The following is a 17,552-nucleotide window of genomic DNA, read 5'->3' on the forward strand; positions in this document are numbered from 1 at the left end:
GCTACCAACACGACAGCCTGCATTCCTTATGTGAGTCATAACCCGTTGTCTATCCTCGGGCCGAATCCGTTGATCCTTCAGAGTTAAAACTACTTCTTAACGCTTTCAACCGTTTCAACACCCCATTTTCGTCCCTGCCCAAATAATCATGAAGTCCTTTATACTCCTTGTATAACAGGTCATACATTCGGACGTTAGCTTCAATCGGCTTGAATGTTTCTTCCCGAACGCGGGCCATCGCCTCCGAAGCTTCCACGATACTGCCATATCCTCCCTGATCTTTGCCTGCCGCAACCGCACCGAACATGGCTGCGCCAAAAGCGGCCGTCTGGACGGTATCTGCGATCTTGATCTCTTTGCCGGTAACGTCGGCATAAATCTGCATCAGCAGCCGGTTGCGCTGCGGCAATCCGCCGCAAGCATAAAGCTCCTGAACTTCAATGCCGCTATCGGTAAACGCCTCGATAATAGCCCGGGTACCAAAGGCTGTGGCTTCGAGCAGGGCCCGATAAATCTCCTCCGGCTTGGTCTGCAAGGTGAAACCAAGCATGACGCCGCTAAGATCGGCATCCATCAGCACGGAACGGCTTCCGTTCCACCAGTCCAGGGCAAGCAGTCCGCTTTGTCCAGGCGCGTATCGGGCCGCTTCCTTCTCGAGCCACTCATGAACGCCAAGCCGCTCTTCTGCAGCCTTAAGCCTAACGTATTCCGGAACTGCCTCATCCACATACCAGGCGAATATATCGCCAACGGCCGATTGTCCTGCCTCATACCCGTAATAACCGGGAATGATCCCATCCTCGACGACGCCGCAAATGCCTTCGCCGGTCACTTCTTTGTCGCTTAAAATCAAGTGACAAGTAGAGGTTCCCATAGCGAGTACCAGCTTCCCCGGGGTTACGACGCTGACGGCCGGTACCATCGCATGGGCATCGATGTTGGCTACGGCTACCGCGGTTCCCGGCAGAAGCCCCGTCATCGCCGCCATACTTTCGGTTAATCCGCCTGCTTTCGAACCCAGGGGCTTGATCGCTCCTCTCAGCTTCGTCTCGACGAGATTTCCGAACCTCGGATCGAGCGAATGCAGGAACGCCTTGGACGGATAACCCTCCCGTTTATGCCAATTGGCTTTATAGCCGGCGGTGCAGCTGCTTCGCGCGAGCTGGCCGGTCAATTGCATGACCACCCAATCGGCAGCTTCCATGAACAACACGGACCGTTCATATAATTCGGGAGCTTCCCTCAGAATCTGCAAAGACTTTGCAAGCATCCACTCGGAGGACAGCTTTCCTCCATAACGCGCAAGAAATTTCTCGCCCCGCGAAGCTGCGGCTGCATTGATCAGGTTCGCTTCTTCCTGCGCCGCATGATGCTTCCACAGCTTCACCCAGCTGTGCGGATGGTCCCTCCATTCCTCCGTCATACAGAGCGGGGTCCCGCCTGCATCCAGCGGCATCATCGTACATGCCGTAAAATCGATGCCAATGCCGATGACTTGATCAGCCGATATCGCTGCATCCGACAGCACGCGGGGGATCGAGTGCCTAAGAACCTCCAAGTAATCCTCCGGATGCTGCAGCGCCCAATCCGGCTCCAGCTTCAAACCCGAATGGACCAGCACCTCGTCCATGACTCCATGCGCGTAAGGCGTCACATGCGTCGTTACTTCTTGGCCCGTCGTGATATCGACAAGCAGGGCCCTGCCCGATTCCGTACCGAAATCAACCCCGATGGTGTATAACTGCTTCATATCATCTGCCTCCTATTTGTACAAAGGACCATAAGACGCGCATGCCCGGTAATCGGCGGAAACCGGCTCCAGCCCGCCGAAAGCGGTCCAAGCGCTTGGCCGGAAGATCCGTTCCTCCGGCACGTTGTGCATGCATACCGGAATGCGGAGCATCGACGCCAAAGTAATCAAATCTCCGCCGATATGGCCATAACTCATGGCGGCATGGTTGGATCCCCAATTACTCATAACAGTGTAAACATCCTTGAACAGTCCCTCGCCGGTAAGGTTCGGGACGAACCAGGTCGTCGGCCAAGTGGGATCGCTTCGCTGGTCCAATACATCGTGCACGGCCTCCGGGAGCTCCACGGTTATTCCCTCCGCGATGTGAAGGACCGGTCCGACACCCGCGACCATATTGATTCTGGCGATCGTTGCCGGCATGCCTCCCCGGGTCGTGAAGTCCGTGGAGAATCCCCCGCCGCGGAAGAAATCAATAGCCGGACACCACTTGACTGCATCCAGACAATCCTGGACTTCCTCCTGCGTGATATCCCAGAACGGCTTCATGGCCGGCTTGCCGTCTTTCGATTGCCTTCCCGTTCCGTCTAGTGCTGCCGGTCCTGAATTGATCAGGTGGATCACGCCGTTGGCCGCAATGCCCTCCAGCTCGTATCCCGTCACTCGCTTCACGGCATCCGGACTCCAGTATGTACGAACGTCTGCAAACACCTGGGCTGCATTCGTCAGGAGATGACCGAACAGCATCGTGATTCCATTCAGATTGTCATTCTCCGTTGCGACGATATACGGCTCCCTCAGACCGTTCCAATCAAAAGAGGAATTCAATATCGCCTCCATGAAATCCCCCGTCGGGAAGTAATCCGTCCAGGCACGCTGTCCTTGGAATCCTGCAGCCAGTGCATGTCGGCCGAGCGCTTCTTCTCCATATCCCATGGCTGCCAGCTTCGGATTGCCCACCATCAAATCGCGTGCAATCAGCGCCATCTTCGCGACGGTTTCCCAATCCTGTTCCTTCTGTTCTTCGGACCGCTTTAAATGCTCCGGATTGACGTCCGTTCCCGGCTTGCAATTCTGTTTAATCCAGGCCAGTGCCCGCTCATATTCGTCATGATCGTAAATTTCCAGCTCGATCCGCCTTACGAATTCGGTCATATCCACATATTCGTTGCGCATCCCCAGATACCTCTGAAAAAAGTTTTCGTCGACAATGCAGCCCGCGATGCCCATGGATACGGTGCCCATCGATAAGTAGGAGGTCCCCTTCATGGTCGCTACGGCAAGGCCTGCCTTGGCAAATTGCAGAAGCTTCTCCTGAACATCCGCCGTTATTTCGGTATCCCCGATATCCTGTACATCGCGTCCATAGATGGAGAAGGCCGGCAGACCCTTCTGATTATGCGCTCCCAGCGCCGCCGCCAAATATACGGCCCCGGGACGTTCCGTCCCGTTAAAACCCCAAATTGCTTTTGGCCTGGTCGGGTGGGTATCCATCGTTTCCGTCGGATAGCACCAGGATGGTGTCACCGAAATGGTAAGACCTACATTCTCCCTGGCAAATTTCTCTTCGGTTCGTGCGGCCTCAGCTACCCCTCCGATACAGGTGTCGGCAATCACGCATTCCACTGGAAGCCCATTGCTGTGCCTTAGCCGTTCGGTGAGCAAGCGAGCGGTTCGTTTCGCCATATCCATGGTGACATCCTCTAACGATTCCCGGATACCACCCCGCCGGCCATCCACGATAGGGCGAATGCCGATTTTAGGCAATTCGTTCTGCAATCGATTGCAGATGTTTGATTGATTATGCATCTCCATCATCCTCTCTGTTTTTAGAGCGGCGGCATGTACGATCAGTTCAGCTGTTTGACATCATTGCTGTATATTTCATAAGCCGGTGGATCCTGCCGGACTTCTTCCCGTATTCGGCTTAGAAGGATTTCTCCGGCCTTGATTCCCATATCGTAGGGATGCTGCTCCATGTAGTAGAGCCCCGATTCCTTGAGTAAAGGCCCGGCTTCCACCTCGCCAAAAGAAGCTACTGCCATGTCGGCAGGAATCTTCAGGCCGCTGCGCACAATCTCGAGCAGGACGCCAAGGCTCATGCGGTTATTCAGGGAAATGATGGCGGTTGGCCTGCGTTCTGCGTTCAGAAATTGCTGAACTGCCCGGATTCCGTCCTCCGTGGAAAAATCTCCGTTATACACCATGGGGCCCTCGTTCAGGCCAAATGCCTTCATCGCGTTCCGGACGCCTTCAAGACGTTCCCTCCCCGTGCTTGATCTCGTTGGCCCGTTAACTACGCCGATAGCCGTATGTCCTTCCTCCAGCAGCTTCCGGGTTAGGCGCGAGGCTCCCTCGGTATTGTCCTCGGCTACCAGATCGAGCATCGATCCTGTTTCCGGCGAGTCCAGCTTCCTGTCCACGAGCACGATCGGCATGTTGGAATCCGCGATCTGCTTGATCGCCGGGTCGTTCCCGCCCGACGTTGCCAATACGACGGCATCCACGCGCTTTTCCTGCAGAAGCTTTAGCAATCGTCTCTCCTTCTCCGGGTTTTCGTCCGAGCTGCAAAATATTAACTGAAAGCCTTCTTTGCCTACAATATCCTCAACGCCTCGGGATATGCCCATGAAATAGGGGTTAGAAATATCGGGCACGATCACGCCGATCATGTACGTCCGGTCCTGCTTCAGGCTGCGTGCGATGGCGCTTGGACGATAATTCAACCGGTTCACGGCCGCCATCACCCGCTCTTTAATTTCTTCGCTTACGTAATCGCTGTTGTTAAGCACTCTTGAAACGGTTGCCGTTGATACTTCTGCTGCCGCTGCTACTTGTTTAATCGTTGCTTTTGCCAATCATCGTTCACCTCAAAATATCATCCTGATTCCTGTATGTAATCGATTACGTAAACGATTACATACACAGATTACAAGAAGGGACATGCTGCTGTCAACCCTCTTTTTTAGAATTTTCCGAAAATACAGATCCGGGCGGAACGAATGCGTTTGGCAGCAGGAACTATTCCGCGCAAATTAAAAATCACCGCCTTCGATGGCGGTGATGGAATGCCTATAATGCGTGCCGATTTTCTAGTCTACGCACTTTCGGGCAGCCCACAGCCCGCTCTCCCGAATCAGATGACGCACGGATTCTATCCGAAAAGACGGCAAATGATGACCTGGCATCAGATATACCACCCGGCCGGAGCCGTATGGATGTGCCCACGCCGCAGGCCAGCGCTGGCCGTCATGCTCGTATTCCGCAAAGACGACCGTTGTTTCATGCGGACTCAATTCGAACCGATAGGGTTCTTCATCGATCGTAAAATCGGTTAAGCTCTCCACGATCGGATGGCTCCCCGATTGATATCGAACGGGCAGCGACGTATATGCCGGATGTCCCGTAAATCGCCCGCCGATTAACTTTTCCAGCTCCGTGCTCCGCTGCAGCGAGATGCCGTTGTGGATAACTAACAGCCCCCCGCCGTTGCGCACATAGGATATAAGCGCTTGTACCTGATTTTCGGGCATCTCCCCATCCGAAAACTCTGCGTACGATATGAACAGATCATATCCCTCCAGCTTATCTTTTTGCAGTACGGCGTAATCATCCGTGCATTCCACGTCCATCGCAGGTTCGAAAATGGTTTGCAGTTCGCGGTCAATTTGCTTAAACGGATGATATTTCGCTCCCTCGTATTGTCCCAGCGCAATCGCTTTCATAGATTTGCAGTCTCCTCTCCCGCCCTTTTACCAGGGCCACACTTGTCCTTCATAATCCAGAAAAATCGGCTGTTCGCCAACGTATGCCTTATGGTCCATCACAAGTTTCATGATGCGATCGGCAGACACGTCCGGCGGCACGGCCGCTTCTTGATTCAGTTCGCCGCTCATGTAGGATTGCAGCCATCCGGGATAGAACACCATGACCTGGCCTCCATCGGCTGACAGATGCTGATGCAGTATCGAGGATTGCATATTGAGCGCGGATTTCGACATGCAGTAGCCGTACATCTCCTTGCGTTTATTTCTGCTAACGCTGCCGGCTTCGGATGAGATATTGACCACGAGCTTGTTATTTCCTTGAAGCAGCAGTTCGATAAGAGCATGACTTACCCGAAGAGGTCCAAGGGTATTGACGTTGTAGATTTGGGCCATGTCGGCAAAATCCAGTTCGCCCTGAATGTTCGCCAGATCGGACCGTTTCGTGATGCCGGCATTGTTTATGAGCAGATCCAAATGCGGCGCCTTATCCCGGATCAGCTTGGCTGCCTGCTGCACGCTGGCATCGTCGCCGATATCAAGCGGAATCAGCTCCAACTGGTCCGGATAATCCTCCAGCAATCGATCCAGCGCGTCCCAATCCTCCATATAGCGTCCGGCAAACACGGTGTATCCGTTTTCAAGAAGCCATTTCGCCAAGCTCAATCCCAACCCCCGATCGGCTCCCGTGACGCAAGCGATTGTTTCCAATGGGCAACAACTCTCCTTTATCCATTAAATGCGGTGCAACCGACATACGGGAGTTTCCCCAAATGCCATTCCTGCGTAATCTCTTCTAATGCTCTTTAGCAACCGTTTAAGCATAACCTGATACTGCTACACATTTAGCTTGATTTTCATCTAGGAGTGCTTTAGAGCAATTGGTCGTTTAAATATTCGTTTTTGGACAATATGGACCTAAACCTTGAGATGGTACGATGACCGATAGGTACATCATTCGCCTTAAACAGCATGATTCCTCTCAGACAGGCTATGGCTTCAAACAATTCAAGGTCATGTTCATCATAACGATACTCGGCACAACATACGGCACGATAGATGGAGGCTTGCTTTTCGCTTGCAAATACCCACATTACGATAATCGACCAAGCAACATCATATCTGGGATCCCCCCATTGGGCGTTCGTCCAATCGATTACCGTCAGCTTGTCTTTAGTCTCAAGAATATTGCCTAGGTGGTAATCGCCATGGATCAAACATGATGGTTTCATATCCGCACGCTGAAGAAGTTCTTCCAGAAGAATCCGGATATCGGGGTGCTCCTCGATGCGAGGAAAGAAATAATCAATGAACTCATATCGGGGTAATCGGTCACCAATAAAATCTTCAAGCGGGAGTTTATGTATATCCGCTAAAATCTTCACCAGCTTCGTTAGTTTACCCGGATCGACCGTTTGAACGGACGTTCCGTCATAACTGGTCAGCAATGTTGAATCGCCATTTCGGTTCGTTCCCCAGCCCACAGGCTCAGAGACTGAACTTCCATGCGTGAATAATGCATTCAAAATCTGATATTGAGCATGTACATTCGGCTTGGACGCTTTGTTCCATACTTTCAGTACGTAGTCTGCCGTTGGCGCGGCAATTTTCATTACTTCTGCTTCCAGCCCCGAATCCAAGGAGACTGTTTGAAATGAACCTTCATGCTCGAGCAAAACTTCAAGGGTATTGCTTTTCTCCACCCAATTGATTTCCCGCAATGGGTTTCCGATGTTCATCACAGCCTTTCAGAGGATGTCTCTATGGTTTAACACGGATAGAAGATCAATTGCATGACCAATGTAACCCCCAGGCTTACCCTCCAGTGCGATATATTGGCTCGGAATCTTCGCTGTGCAGCGACTCGATGATCGTAAAGATATTGGAGTACGTTACCTTGATATTGGTCTCATTCATTGCATCGTTATGTAAGCCATAATCCCAGTATTGAGCCTTCTTGCCGTAGAAACCTGTTACGTACGTATCCGGTGAAAGATCCGGAACCTCGTTATAGGACAATTCTTTAACGGTGAAGGGGACGTGGGACTTCTTGGACTCGATAAAGAAAAAGGGTATGTCCGCCTTTTGGTAAATTTCCGTATACTTAGGCTCGGATGCTTTAGCCAAATGTTCTTTCGTTATGAAAATGGCGTCAAGGTCTGAGGAAAAGTACGGATCCTCTAACTGCTCAAACGTAATGTCCCGAAAATCCACATGCTCCTTCTCCCCTACTTGCGGTGTATCTCCAATTACACCAATAACGAGGCTTCGGCCCTCATAAAGGGGCGTAGCGATTGAATCCCGTTGAGCATTTCCGCTTACCAGAACAACAAAACCAAGCAATAGGACCACTATTATTTTTTTCTTCATGAAGATCTCCTTTGACAAAAGTACCAACAGGTTACAAGCTCATTCGGTATACCCCAGCCTCCCCGAGAAAATCTTTCCTGGTCAATCCTTTTTCTCCAAGCAATATCCGATAATTCGTTATCGTACCATCATGTGAAATAAAGAATATTTTTTTATAACTTTCCCCGATCCACTCTAACAACCGCGCAGCATATCCTTCGAAAATATTCTGTTCGATCCTATTGATCCCTTCTTTCCAGCAATCCAAATTGAAATCAAGAATTTCAGTATCTCCATACAAATGGGTAATTTCCGTTTTAGAAAGGATGTGATCGCAAGCTAAAAAAGGAAGTTCGGGGTTCTGAGGAAACATTCTCGGACCAACCAATGGAGAAATAATGAAATCCATGCCATTTTTTATAATCGTTGCCGTCTCAATTGTACGTTTAGTGGGACTTACAAGAACTAAATCATCAGGATCCATTTTAATTTCATTTCGTAGCTGCGTTACTTGAAATTTGCCGTACTCTGTAAGACTAGGATGGAGCGTATTCAACCGATTTGGATAATCGTTGAGATGTTCTCCATGACCGTGCCGAATAAATGTGAAATCCATATCCGCCCTCCTAAGATCAAATCCCATATTAGGTATTCTATGATTTAATTGAATAATCCTGCCCGTTAGCTAATGAACTATGTGCAGTGAAATATAACTAAATGCTTATCTAATCGGTTCATGAATTGCGGAGAGTTTAAAAAAGGCAGCCGATCACAAATGATCAGCTGCCTTCTAATTTTGATAGAGCAATCGATTCCCGTTAACTTAGATCAATGGATCACATTTGTAGTCTTAGTGCAGCCTATCCATTATTCCGCGAATCTCCCTTTGCTTCATTATGCTGCGGAATTAATTCATATAAAGCACGAACGTCACAACCGATGGAATCGGCGATCGATATGGCAATTTTGAGTGGCATCACTCTTTTGTTCTCCATAAAGTCGTATACTCGTTCCGGTTTAATAAGCAAGTCTTTTGCCAACCATTCCGCTGACTTCCCGGATTCCACCAATCGTTCATTCAGTAAGCAACGTCCTAGTTCAAATTTCAAGAAATTATGACCTCCCACATAAGATTTACTTAACCTTAAGCGTTGTCCGTTGCCGGCTTGAATATACTTCATAAATGGGCCCGTAACGATGAAGTTCTCCATACGTCTGCCCCATTTGTTGGACGAGTTCCATTGCCGGGCTATCGCTGCCCATGCAACGATTTGCTCCATTTATTATTTATAGATGGATAAGGATATTGATAAGTTTCCCGAATGGGTCCCTAACAAAAAAACGCCGAACCCCCCATGGCTCCTCGGTTGGTCCATACTCAATTGGAATTCCTGCTTCTTTTATCCGAGTTAACGCCTCATCAAGATCATCAACCTCAATTGACAGATCTGGCACAGGTGCTCCAGAGCCTCCCTCTGATAGGAAACTAACCTGAGTGCCCATTTTCTCATGCGAACCGTATGTTGCAATAAATCCCATATCCATTAGTTGATCAAGTCCAAGTACTTCCCCGTAAAAATACGAAGCTTTGGAAATGTCCTGCGTCGCAACATTTGTAACAATTCGTTTGACCTTCATTTTTCATCCTCCTAAATTTTTGATATCAAATTTTTACTCAACAATGGTCCCGTTCGGGGAACAACCTAATCCTTCTGCTCTCAGAATACCATAGATTTACTTTTATACAATTATATATAAATTTTTTTCACTCTATTCAAAAGACGATTGGGAAACAGGTATATATACGTGACTTCGTGTTTTCCAGCTTTTGCTTTATCATTGTTTATGGCAAATTTATAGGCTTCTTTCTCTCATCTACCCTTTCGTCATCTCCCTCATAATCAACAACGCGTTCAAGAATAAGCCCAGCGAGATGACGGGATGTGCCGCTGCCGCAAAACCGATTTCTTCCGAAAAGACAGCCGTCGCGAAGATCAGAAGGATTAGGCCGATCAGCACCAAACTCTTAACTTTCATGCCCTTGGGCAGTCTGGCCGGAAAAGACAATATAAACAACAATACGGGGATAGGCGCGAAGTACATGGCGAAATTACCATGCATCCCCCATTGAGACGAATCCACGAACAGCGCGAATCCAGCCAAGAACACCTGTAGCGCGATGCAGATCGCAAAAAGCACGTTCAATATACTAAAACCTAGCCGCGCATATTGAGCGGCTGCCGGCAGCGAAGAGCGGATTGCGGTTATTTTTTGTACTTCCATCGTTAATTCCTCCCTTAGACTAACCTTTCGGAAACCGCACGAATGGTGTAAGGGTACGGATCCAATTGAAACTCCCCTTCTTTGGAATCGAGAATCGTCATTCCGATAGGATGAACTTCCGGAATCTTCATCGAAGGATACCATCCGATGGCCATATCCCCCAGGATGAACATTCCGTACTCGTCACCGAGCATCTGAAACGTCTTTCCGTCCCCGATATAACGCGTGACGTCAAATCGAGAATCTAGGCGCTGAACGGCCTCGGATACGCTTCCGCGAAGCGGAAAGCCGATCTCGCTGACATTCAGAATGGATTCATGATCGAAAGGCTCTGATAATGCATTATCCATTCGATGCCGCGCGATGAACTCCACCAGATTCCCCGAAGGATCCTCGAAATAGAAGGCATGCGCATCCGTTCCTTCGAAATAGGCGATATCTTCGTTTGCCTGGATTCCAGCAAACGGAAGCGGTGCAGCGGAAAGCACCTGACAGCCTTTGGCCAGGAGCCAGCTTTTCGCTTCGCGAATTTGGTTCTCGGGGATGTTCATTGCCAAATGGTAGGACGGCCGTACCCCTTCCTCCTCCTCTCGAACGAAAGTCAACCTCGTTTCACCGGCAACGATCGTGATGGAATGTTCCGTGATATCTGCTAGAGCAAATCCAAGTCTTTCAGTGTAGAACTCCTTCAGTTCAGCTAACCGGGCGGTTCTCAGTTCCAATTCGATGATTCTCATCTCACTACCTCCTCTAGATATTTGAGTTTGTCAGGTCTCTCGCTAAATAAAGAGCCGCGGTCAGTCCGGCAATACCTCCACCCACAATGGCCACATCATGCTTTGCATTCAATCGAAGAAACCTCCTTCATGCGTTGTCATTAAACAAGACAGGAAGGAGGCCGATTATGTGACAAAATGAAAACAGCGATCTAAAAATAGCCCGTATAGTGCAGCCCACAATTGTCGTCTATCTTGATTCGATTCTCCGCGCTGAGTGTAAAGGCTATTTTTAGGCCCGGCCCGCAATGGATACATATCCCGCATTCATGAATACCTGCGGTGCTTACCGCTTGTTCGCATTCTTCATGCACTACGGAACAAGGGTTGCGACATCTTTCAGAGGTAATCGCAATATTTCTGCTCATTCCTTTTGGTGATTTGGACATAGATTCGTACAACAAAAAAACCGCGATATCCGCGGTTTTCGAATGTGTTAACATACCTGCTTAATTCTTAGCGATTCTGGTCCGATCCCCGATCAGAGGGAATTCTCCGATCCGAAGCTTCGCGCTTCCGTACGGAACCAACTCCAATTCCGTAACGGGCTGGCCGTCCGTGTTCGGATGCAGCGGTGGGTTTCCGGCGTTGTTGCCTTCCATTTTCCAATCCCGGATCAGCTGGCCCTTCACCTTCACCCGTACAGGCGCATCGGCAGCCAGGAACGGTTGACGGACCACCTCCCGCTCCAGCACCTCGAACGACGTATCGGCCATCAGTCCGTATTTCCATGGGGAAGCAGGATAGAGCTCCCAATCGTGGAACATCTCACGCTGCCGGATCATCTGCCAGTTCTCCTTCACAGGCAGCACGTACACCAGCGGTCCTCTTGTAATGCTGGTTGCATACATGCTGCGTGACTCGGTCTTCACTTCCATAGGCAGATACAGTTCCAGCAGATCGCCGCTCTGCCAGGTCTGCATGATCTCGGCATAACCGGACTCTGCCTGAATTGGCATTTCGCGCCCGTTCAAGGTAATGACGGGATGGTCGCACCAGGCCGGGATGCGCAGCGATATCCGGAATGATTCCGCGCGTTCAAGCGACAGATGGATTTGAATGCGATCCTTGAATGGATATTCGCCGGTGACCGCAATCTCAGCGGACACGCCCTGGCGGCCAACCGTTGTTCTAACCGTGCAGGGAGCATAGGAAACGGCAACTACCCCGTCCTCCTGGTCCTTCATCCACAGGTGCGAGGCCAGCTTGGGCCAGCCCTGATGCATATTGGCCGTGCAGCACCCGAAATTCGGCTCCAGACCGAATACGTTGGCATCGGGACTGTTGCTCCAAGCCCGCGGAGCGACGTTGCATATCATTTGGTTGACCTGCTGATCATACTGATGCGAGGTCCAATCCGCAGAGATGGCGGCAGGCAGCGCATTAAACGCGACCTTCTCCAAAATATCCCCGAAGCGTCCCTCCCCGAAAATGCGCGTCAGCTGCTCCATCGAAAACATATACTCGACGACGGCACACAATTCAACCCCTTGGCTCGGATGGGTGCCGGACAACCACTCGTCTCCCGAGAACATGCCGTGCGCTTGCCCGTGGTACGTCATCAAGGAATCGATGCCCCGGTGCACGCTTTCCCGCTCCACCGGATTTCCGTGTAATTCATACAGCACGCCCGGCGTTTTGATGCCCATCGCCACGTTCACGACATGGGTTGTCCAATCCCACTCTTCAACCTTGCGCCAGAACGGAAAATCATGAAAAATACCGCTCCAGTCCGTGGTTTGTTCCGCGATCGTATCCGCAAGCTGCAGCAGGAAAGGCTGCGCCGTTCGTTTATGCAGCCACGCGATGCACAGCAGCATCTCGGCCCCCCTGGTTTTGGCCCAGCCCCGCAGCGGCTGTTCCTCAATGACCGAATGGACGTAAGTAAAGAACTTGGTCAGAAACGGAATGATGCGTTCGTCGCCCGTTGCTTCCTCATGCTGCATCATCACTTTCAGCATGATCATATAATGCCACCAATCCTGATCCTTATCGATATCCTGATTCACGGAGGTGATGCGCGCCGGACCGAACATGCCGTTCTCCTGCTGGCTGGCAAGCGACCACTCGACCCATCGATTCGCTTTAGCGATCAAAGACTCGTCCTCCAGCAAATAAGCTAAAGGAAGCAAACCGTCAACATAATACGGTCCCCGCTCCCAGCTCTCTCCCTGGCCGCCAAGCCATCCGTTGTCTGCTCCGACGTCCTTCCACTGTTCCTCCAGATGTCCCGTAAACCCGCTTGCTTGAATCTCCAGCTGATCCTTAAGCCAGCCGGCCGGCTTAATCGCTCTAAGCGGCAAACTATTAAAAGCCGTCTGATGCAGCATCAACTTCCACGCTCCTTGTTCTGTCTTATAGGTGCTTACTCAGGTAGAAATATATCATCTCAACCGGCGTTTCCCTATACACAGAAACAACATCTTTTTATCCGATTACAACATCATGATGGATTGAATCCGGAGCAACAAAACGATTATCATGGAGAAAAGCCTGTTGGAGAAGGAGGACCGGCCGGAGATGATTTTCCAGTTTACGGCTCCGCCATTGCCGCATTATATGATTTGCGGAGAAGATACCTACCAGGAGGGAGATCGACATCCGGATCGGTATAACATCGGTGTCTTTGATCTGCTTCTCGTGACCAGAGGGGAGTTATTCCTGGAAGAGAACGGAGTATCTTACAGCGTAAAGGCAGGGTATCACCTGATTCTAAGACCCGATGCCGCACACCGTACGTACCTGCCCTGTCAGAAGGAAACCCATTTTTATTGGCTGCATTTTCAGACGGTCGCACCGTGGATTGAAGCGGAGGAACGGATCCCGTTTGCCTTATCGCAATCGGATCACCCTTATGTGCAATTTGATAATTTCTCTTTCTATATTCCCAAGTACGGAGAACTGTCTTCGAAAGCGCAGGCCGGACGTCTGATTGAACAACTGCAGCTGCTCCAGCAATCGCCATCTTCCGCGGCACGCTGGAAACAGCAGCAGCTGATGCATGAGCTGCTGCTGTTGTTCCAAGCCGAAGAAGAAGGAATCCAGCAGCAGCATCCTCATTATGCCATTGCCGAACGAACGGCCAACTATTTAAGAGCACATTACAAAGAGCCGGTCAGCTACCAGCAATTGTCCGATGCCATGCACTTTCACCAGAATTATATTTCCATTTGCATGAAAAAAACGTTCGGCTGCACGCCCCTGGAGTTTCTGACGCGGCATCGGATCGAGCAAGCAAAACGCTTGCTGATCCACACCAACGAGCCGATCGGACGCATAGCCGAGGAATCCGGGTTCGGCTCGTTTCCGTATTTCATTCGCTGCTTTGTTCGTTATACCGGGTTTAAACCCAACTCTTTCAGGCTAAAGTACCGTTCATCCCGATAGCATGCCATCGAATGCGTTAGGCTTTGGCTTGCTCAGAATACGCTTCGTACCAAGCCGCCGTCAATCCGGAGTGCCGAACCGTTGATCGCGGAGGATTTGGGACTGCTCAGGTAGGCGACGAAATCGGCAATTTCCTCCGGACGAATCAGCCGCTGAATAATGGAAGTCGGCCGATTTTCCTTCATAAACCGCTGTTCGGCTTCTTCGATGGTAAGATTCTCATCGGGATACAGCGTATCCAGCATCGTTTCGACGCCTTCCGTAAGGGTGGAGCCGGGCATAACGGTATTCACCGTGACGCGGGTTCCTGTCGTCAACTCGGCCAAGCTCCGGGAAAGGGACAGCTGCATCGTCTTCGTAGCGCTGTAATGCGCCATCTCCTGGGACGGCATGACGGCTGCTTCGCTCGCGATAAAAATAATTCGGCCTTCATTGCGGCTGATCATGTTCTGCAAATAGTGTCGGGTTAAACGGACGCCGCTCATAATATTCGTCTCGAAGAACCTGAACCATTCCGCATCCGATATATCGAAAAATTCGGCAGGCTCGAAGATGCCTAAATTGTTGATTAGAATATCAACGACCGGGGCGGCTTCCCTGACCTGATGGCAGCCCTCCTCGGTTCCGAGATCCGCCACGGCATAACGCAGCTCGGCATCCGGATGGACGGCGCGAATGTCATGGATCGTCTGCTTCACCTTATCCTCGTGTCTTCCATTGATAATGACGGACGCTCCTTCGGCTGCCAGCGACATGGCGATCGCTTTGCCGATGCCCGATGTCGAGCCTGTGACCAATGCGACTTTACCCTGTAAATCCAAGTTCATGATCCTCGCTCCTTTTCGTTATGTAGGAATGGACCCTCCCGATCCCCACCAGGGTGGAGAAGCTCAGGAGAGTCGCACTATTCATTACACTTAAATGCTTGCGGTAAACGCCGATTTTTTAGAAATCAAAATTGTCCGGGTCCGGTCCCACACGGTGATCCTGATTCAAGCTGTCGATGCGCTGCATATCCTCCATGGACAATTCAAAATCAAATAGATCGGAGTTCTCGGTGATCCGATGCTCTTTGGTCGATTTCGGAATCGTCACCACACCGTTCTGTAGATCCCAACGAAGAATGATCTGCGCGATGGATTTATGATGCTTCTTCGCGATGATCTGAAGGTCCTCCTGATCCAGCAGCTGACCCTGCATTAAGGGAGACCAAGCTTCTAGCTGAATATCGTTCGCCTGGCAGTACGCCTGCAATTCTTTTTGCGTTAATCGGGGATGATATTCCACCTGGTTCACCATCGGTTTGATGTCGGTTTCCTTCATTAACTTCTCCAGATGATGGATTTGGAAATTGCTCACGCCGATGGCTTTTACGCGCCCTTGCTTGTACAACGTTTCGAGCGCCTTCCACGCCTCTATATATTTCCCTTCAACCGGCCAGTGTATAAGGTATAAGTCCAAATACTCCAATCCCAGCTTTCGCAAGCTTTCCTCATAAGCCTTCAAAGTCGATTCATAACCCAGGTCGGCATTCCACACCTTGGATGTGACGAACAGATCTTCTCTTTTTAATCCGGTAGCTGCCAAGCCTTCGCGAATGCCCTGTCCGACACCTTCTTCATTGCCGTATATGGCGGCGGTGTCCACGCTCCGATAGCCGTGCTGAATGGCCGTACGAACGGCATTCACCAGCTCCGGTCCTTCTTCAACTTTAAATACGCCTAGACCAAACCAAGGCATGTTGACGCCATTATATAAAGTGGTTGTATCTTGTAAGTGTTTTGCTGTCATGTTGATAAACCTCCGAAGTTTTTTTGGATAGTGATAAATTGATGAACCTATTGTGCAGTATCTCCCATGATCCGCTCCGTCATCACCTCCCTTCATCCTAAATGTTGCTTCATGCCGCTGGCATATCCGGTTTATCCGATTTATTATCCGAATCCTTTCGTTCCAGCTTCAAGCTCCAGCCCGTGAGCACGACCGCACCGGCCACCATCAGGGCTCCGATCCATGCCGTATGAATCAGGCCCATGGAATTCGTGATCAAGCCGCCTAGAAATGCGCCGATGGCGATACCGGCATTAAATGCGGCAATGTTCAGCGCGGACGCCATATTCACGGCTCCGGGCGCAAAGCGCTCGGCCAGCATCACAACGTAAACCTGCAAACCCGGCACGTTCATGAACGCCAGGAATCCCATAAGAATAATCGTGATGAGTCCCGCCGCTTGAAACGGTGCGGTAAACGTAAGCGCGAACAGTACCAGGGCTTGGGCTATAAACATATAGAGCAAGGCTTTCAGCGGGTTGCGATTGGCCGCCTTTCCGCCGATCACGTTACCGACTGCAATGGCTATCCCATAGACAAGCAGGATGACGGCCACCGTATTTTCGTTAAAGCCTGTTATATCCTGAAGCAATGGGGATAAATAAGTGAAGACAACAAAGGTCCCGCCATAACCGAGTGCCGTAATCAGGAGCATGAGCAGCAGTCTGCCGTTCGTCATCAATTTAGCCTGGTCGCGGAATGAAGTCCGTTCTCCCTTAGGCAGGTCCGAAGGGACCAGGATGCTGTTCGCAATCAGCGCAACGATGCCGACGGCAACAATCGCGACAAAAGCAAACCTCCAGCCCAACTGCTGACCGATAAACGTTCCGAGCGGAACGCCGGTGACCGTGGCTACAGTAAGGCCCGTGAACATAATGGAGATCGCCGATGCCCTGCGGTTCTCAGGCACCACGCTTGCGGCAATAATCGAGCCGATCGACATGAATACGCCATGTGAAAAGGCCGACAGGACCCGTGCTGCAAGCAGGACGCCAATGGAAGCTGCGCTCGCTGCCAAGCTGTTACCGATAATAAAAATGATCATAATCCAGAGCAGCAAGGTTTTCCTGGACATTCTGGATGTGAGCGACGTGAGAATCGGCGCACCGAAGGTAACGCCCAGCGCATACATCGACACAGTTAATCCGGCTGTCGTCACGGAGATATTCATATCCTCCGCAATCAACGGCAGAAGCCCTACGCTGATGAATTCCGTTGTTCCAATGGCGAAGGCACTGACGGCAAGCGCTATTAGCGCAAGCAAACTTCTTTTTTTATCTATAGTCATGATGTTCCTATTTTCCCCCTATCCTATTCTCTTGCTTGTATATTGTAAAAATATGACGTATGGTGTAATCCAGCTGGCAAATGCTATTATGATTCATATCATCACTTGTGTGAAGAACGTACTTT

18 protein-coding genes are annotated in these 17,552 nt (G+C 50.5%); 1 reads left to right on the forward strand and 17 read right to left on the reverse strand.

The window, feature by feature from the left end; all coding sequences use genetic code 11:
• Positions 1–49: 49 nt before the first annotated feature.
• The 14 genes from GYMC10_RS18750 to GYMC10_RS18810 form a co-directional block, all read right to left on the reverse strand.
• Entirely contained in the window at positions 50–1,750 is a 1,701-nt protein-coding gene (locus GYMC10_RS18750; protein ID WP_015735997.1) for a ribulokinase, read from the reverse strand.
• Between the two features lie 12 nt (positions 1,751–1,762).
• A complete protein-coding gene (locus GYMC10_RS18755; RefSeq protein WP_015735998.1) occupies positions 1,763–3,559 on the reverse strand; it encodes an L-fucose isomerase in 1,797 nt (598 codons plus the stop codon).
• Between the two features lie 41 nt (positions 3,560–3,600).
• Positions 3,601–4,608, reverse strand: coding sequence for a LacI family DNA-binding transcriptional regulator (locus tag GYMC10_RS18760; RefSeq protein ID WP_015735999.1), 1,008 nt, complete (start codon positions 4,606–4,608; stop codon positions 3,601–3,603).
• 234 nt (positions 4,609–4,842) lie between these two features.
• Positions 4,843–5,475, reverse strand: a complete 633-nt coding sequence (locus tag GYMC10_RS18765) for a ThuA domain-containing protein (RefSeq protein WP_015736000.1) — start codon at positions 5,473–5,475, stop codon at positions 4,843–4,845.
• 27 nt (positions 5,476–5,502) lie between these two features.
• The gene (locus GYMC10_RS18770; protein WP_015736001.1) at positions 5,503–6,225 is read right to left on the reverse strand and encodes an SDR family NAD(P)-dependent oxidoreductase; all 723 of its coding nucleotides are present in this window, start codon (positions 6,223–6,225) and stop codon (positions 5,503–5,505) included.
• Between the two features lie 161 nt (positions 6,226–6,386).
• A complete protein-coding gene (locus GYMC10_RS18775; protein WP_261979315.1) occupies positions 6,387–7,217 on the reverse strand; it encodes an aminoglycoside phosphotransferase family protein in 831 nt (276 codons plus the stop codon).
• Positions 7,218–7,329: 112 nt separating this feature from the next.
• Positions 7,330–7,884 (reverse strand): hypothetical protein, encoded by a 555-nt coding sequence (locus tag GYMC10_RS18780; RefSeq protein ID WP_015736003.1) that lies wholly within the window; start codon positions 7,882–7,884, stop codon positions 7,330–7,332.
• A gap of 31 nt (positions 7,885–7,915) precedes the next feature.
• Positions 7,916–8,479, reverse strand: a complete 564-nt coding sequence (locus GYMC10_RS18785) for a phosphoglycerate mutase family protein (protein ID WP_015736004.1) — start codon at positions 8,477–8,479, stop codon at positions 7,916–7,918.
• A gap of 244 nt (positions 8,480–8,723) precedes the next feature.
• On the reverse strand, positions 8,724–8,972 hold the full coding sequence (locus tag GYMC10_RS18790; protein ID WP_015736005.1) for a hypothetical protein: 249 nt from the start codon (positions 8,970–8,972) through the stop codon (positions 8,724–8,726).
• 178 nt (positions 8,973–9,150) lie between these two features.
• A complete protein-coding gene (locus tag GYMC10_RS18795) occupies positions 9,151–9,501 on the reverse strand; it encodes a VOC family protein (protein WP_015736006.1) in 351 nt (116 codons plus the stop codon).
• Positions 9,502–9,738: 237 nt separating this feature from the next.
• Positions 9,739–10,146 carry a DUF6220 domain-containing protein gene (locus GYMC10_RS18800; protein ID WP_015736007.1) on the reverse strand — a complete coding sequence of 136 codons (408 nt, stop codon included), beginning with the start codon at positions 10,144–10,146 and terminating at the stop codon, positions 9,739–9,741.
• 14 nt (positions 10,147–10,160) lie between these two features.
• Positions 10,161–10,883: a VOC family protein gene (locus GYMC10_RS18805; RefSeq protein WP_015736008.1), complete on the reverse strand. Its 723-nt coding sequence runs from the start codon at positions 10,881–10,883 to the stop codon at positions 10,161–10,163.
• A 13-nt stretch (positions 10,884–10,896) separates the two neighbouring features.
• Entirely contained in the window at positions 10,897–10,977 is an 81-nt protein-coding gene (locus GYMC10_RS33335) for an NAD(P)-binding protein (protein ID WP_410002345.1), read from the reverse strand.
• Positions 10,978–11,371: 394 nt separating this feature from the next.
• Positions 11,372–13,252 carry a beta-L-arabinofuranosidase domain-containing protein gene (locus tag GYMC10_RS18810; protein ID WP_015736009.1) on the reverse strand — a complete coding sequence of 627 codons (1,881 nt, stop codon included), beginning with the start codon at positions 13,250–13,252 and terminating at the stop codon, positions 11,372–11,374.
• Between the two features lie 166 nt (positions 13,253–13,418).
• Between GYMC10_RS18810 and GYMC10_RS18815 the strand changes: the two genes are divergently transcribed.
• The gene (locus GYMC10_RS18815) at positions 13,419–14,309 is read left to right on the forward strand and encodes a helix-turn-helix transcriptional regulator (protein ID WP_251496953.1); all 891 of its coding nucleotides are present in this window, start codon (positions 13,419–13,421) and stop codon (positions 14,307–14,309) included.
• A 32-nt stretch (positions 14,310–14,341) separates the two neighbouring features.
• On the opposite strand, the gene GYMC10_RS18820 is transcribed toward GYMC10_RS18815, so the two are convergent.
• The 3 genes from GYMC10_RS18820 to GYMC10_RS18830 all read right to left on the reverse strand — a co-directional run bounded on the left by GYMC10_RS18820 (position 14,342) and on the right by GYMC10_RS18830 (position 17,427).
• Entirely contained in the window at positions 14,342–15,136 is a 795-nt protein-coding gene (locus tag GYMC10_RS18820; RefSeq protein WP_015736011.1) for an SDR family NAD(P)-dependent oxidoreductase, read from the reverse strand.
• 118 nt (positions 15,137–15,254) lie between these two features.
• Entirely contained in the window at positions 15,255–16,100 is an 846-nt protein-coding gene (locus GYMC10_RS18825; RefSeq protein ID WP_015736012.1) for an aldo/keto reductase, read from the reverse strand.
• 109 nt (positions 16,101–16,209) lie between these two features.
• Positions 16,210–17,427 carry an MFS transporter gene (locus GYMC10_RS18830; protein ID WP_015736013.1) on the reverse strand — a complete coding sequence of 406 codons (1,218 nt, stop codon included), beginning with the start codon at positions 17,425–17,427 and terminating at the stop codon, positions 16,210–16,212.
• Positions 17,428–17,552: the final 125 nt, after the last annotated feature.

It is taken from the genome of Paenibacillus sp. Y412MC10 (genome assembly GCF_000024685.1).
Taxonomy (GTDB): Bacteria; Bacillota; Bacilli; order Paenibacillales; family Paenibacillaceae; genus Paenibacillus_AQ; species Paenibacillus_AQ lautus_A.

Bases quoted from the DNA above. Each gene is read 5' to 3' on its own strand.
- GYMC10_RS18805 (WP_015736008.1), bottom strand. From the start codon at position 10,883: ATGAGAATCATCGAATTGGAACTGAGAACCGCCCGGTTAGCTGAACTG.
- GYMC10_RS18755 (WP_015735998.1), bottom strand. From the start codon at position 3,559: ATGCATAATCAATCAAACATCTGCAATCGATTGCAGAACGAATTGCCT.
- GYMC10_RS18830 (WP_015736013.1), bottom strand. From the start codon at position 17,427: ATGACTATAGATAAAAAAAGAAGTTTGCTTGCGCTAATAGCGCTTGCC.
- GYMC10_RS18785 (WP_015736004.1), bottom strand. From the start codon at position 8,479: ATGGATTTCACATTTATTCGGCACGGTCATGGAGAACATCTCAACGAT.
- GYMC10_RS18750 (WP_015735997.1), bottom strand. From the start codon at position 1,750: ATGAAGCAGTTATACACCATCGGGGTTGATTTCGGTACGGAATCGGGC.
- GYMC10_RS18820 (WP_015736011.1), bottom strand. From the start codon at position 15,136: ATGAACTTGGATTTACAGGGTAAAGTCGCATTGGTCACAGGCTCGACA.
- GYMC10_RS18800 (WP_015736007.1), bottom strand. From the start codon at position 10,146: ATGGAAGTACAAAAAATAACCGCAATCCGCTCTTCGCTGCCGGCAGCC.
- GYMC10_RS18825 (WP_015736012.1), bottom strand. From the start codon at position 16,100: ATGACAGCAAAACACTTACAAGATACAACCACTTTATATAATGGCGTC.
- GYMC10_RS18780 (WP_015736003.1), bottom strand. From the start codon at position 7,884: ATGAAGAAAAAAATAATAGTGGTCCTATTGCTTGGTTTTGTTGTTCTG.
- GYMC10_RS18765 (WP_015736000.1), bottom strand. From the start codon at position 5,475: ATGAAAGCGATTGCGCTGGGACAATACGAGGGAGCGAAATATCATCCG.
- GYMC10_RS18795 (WP_015736006.1), bottom strand. From the start codon at position 9,501: ATGAAGGTCAAACGAATTGTTACAAATGTTGCGACGCAGGACATTTCC.
- GYMC10_RS18810 (WP_015736009.1), bottom strand. From the start codon at position 13,252: ATGCTGCATCAGACGGCTTTTAATAGTTTGCCGCTTAGAGCGATTAAG.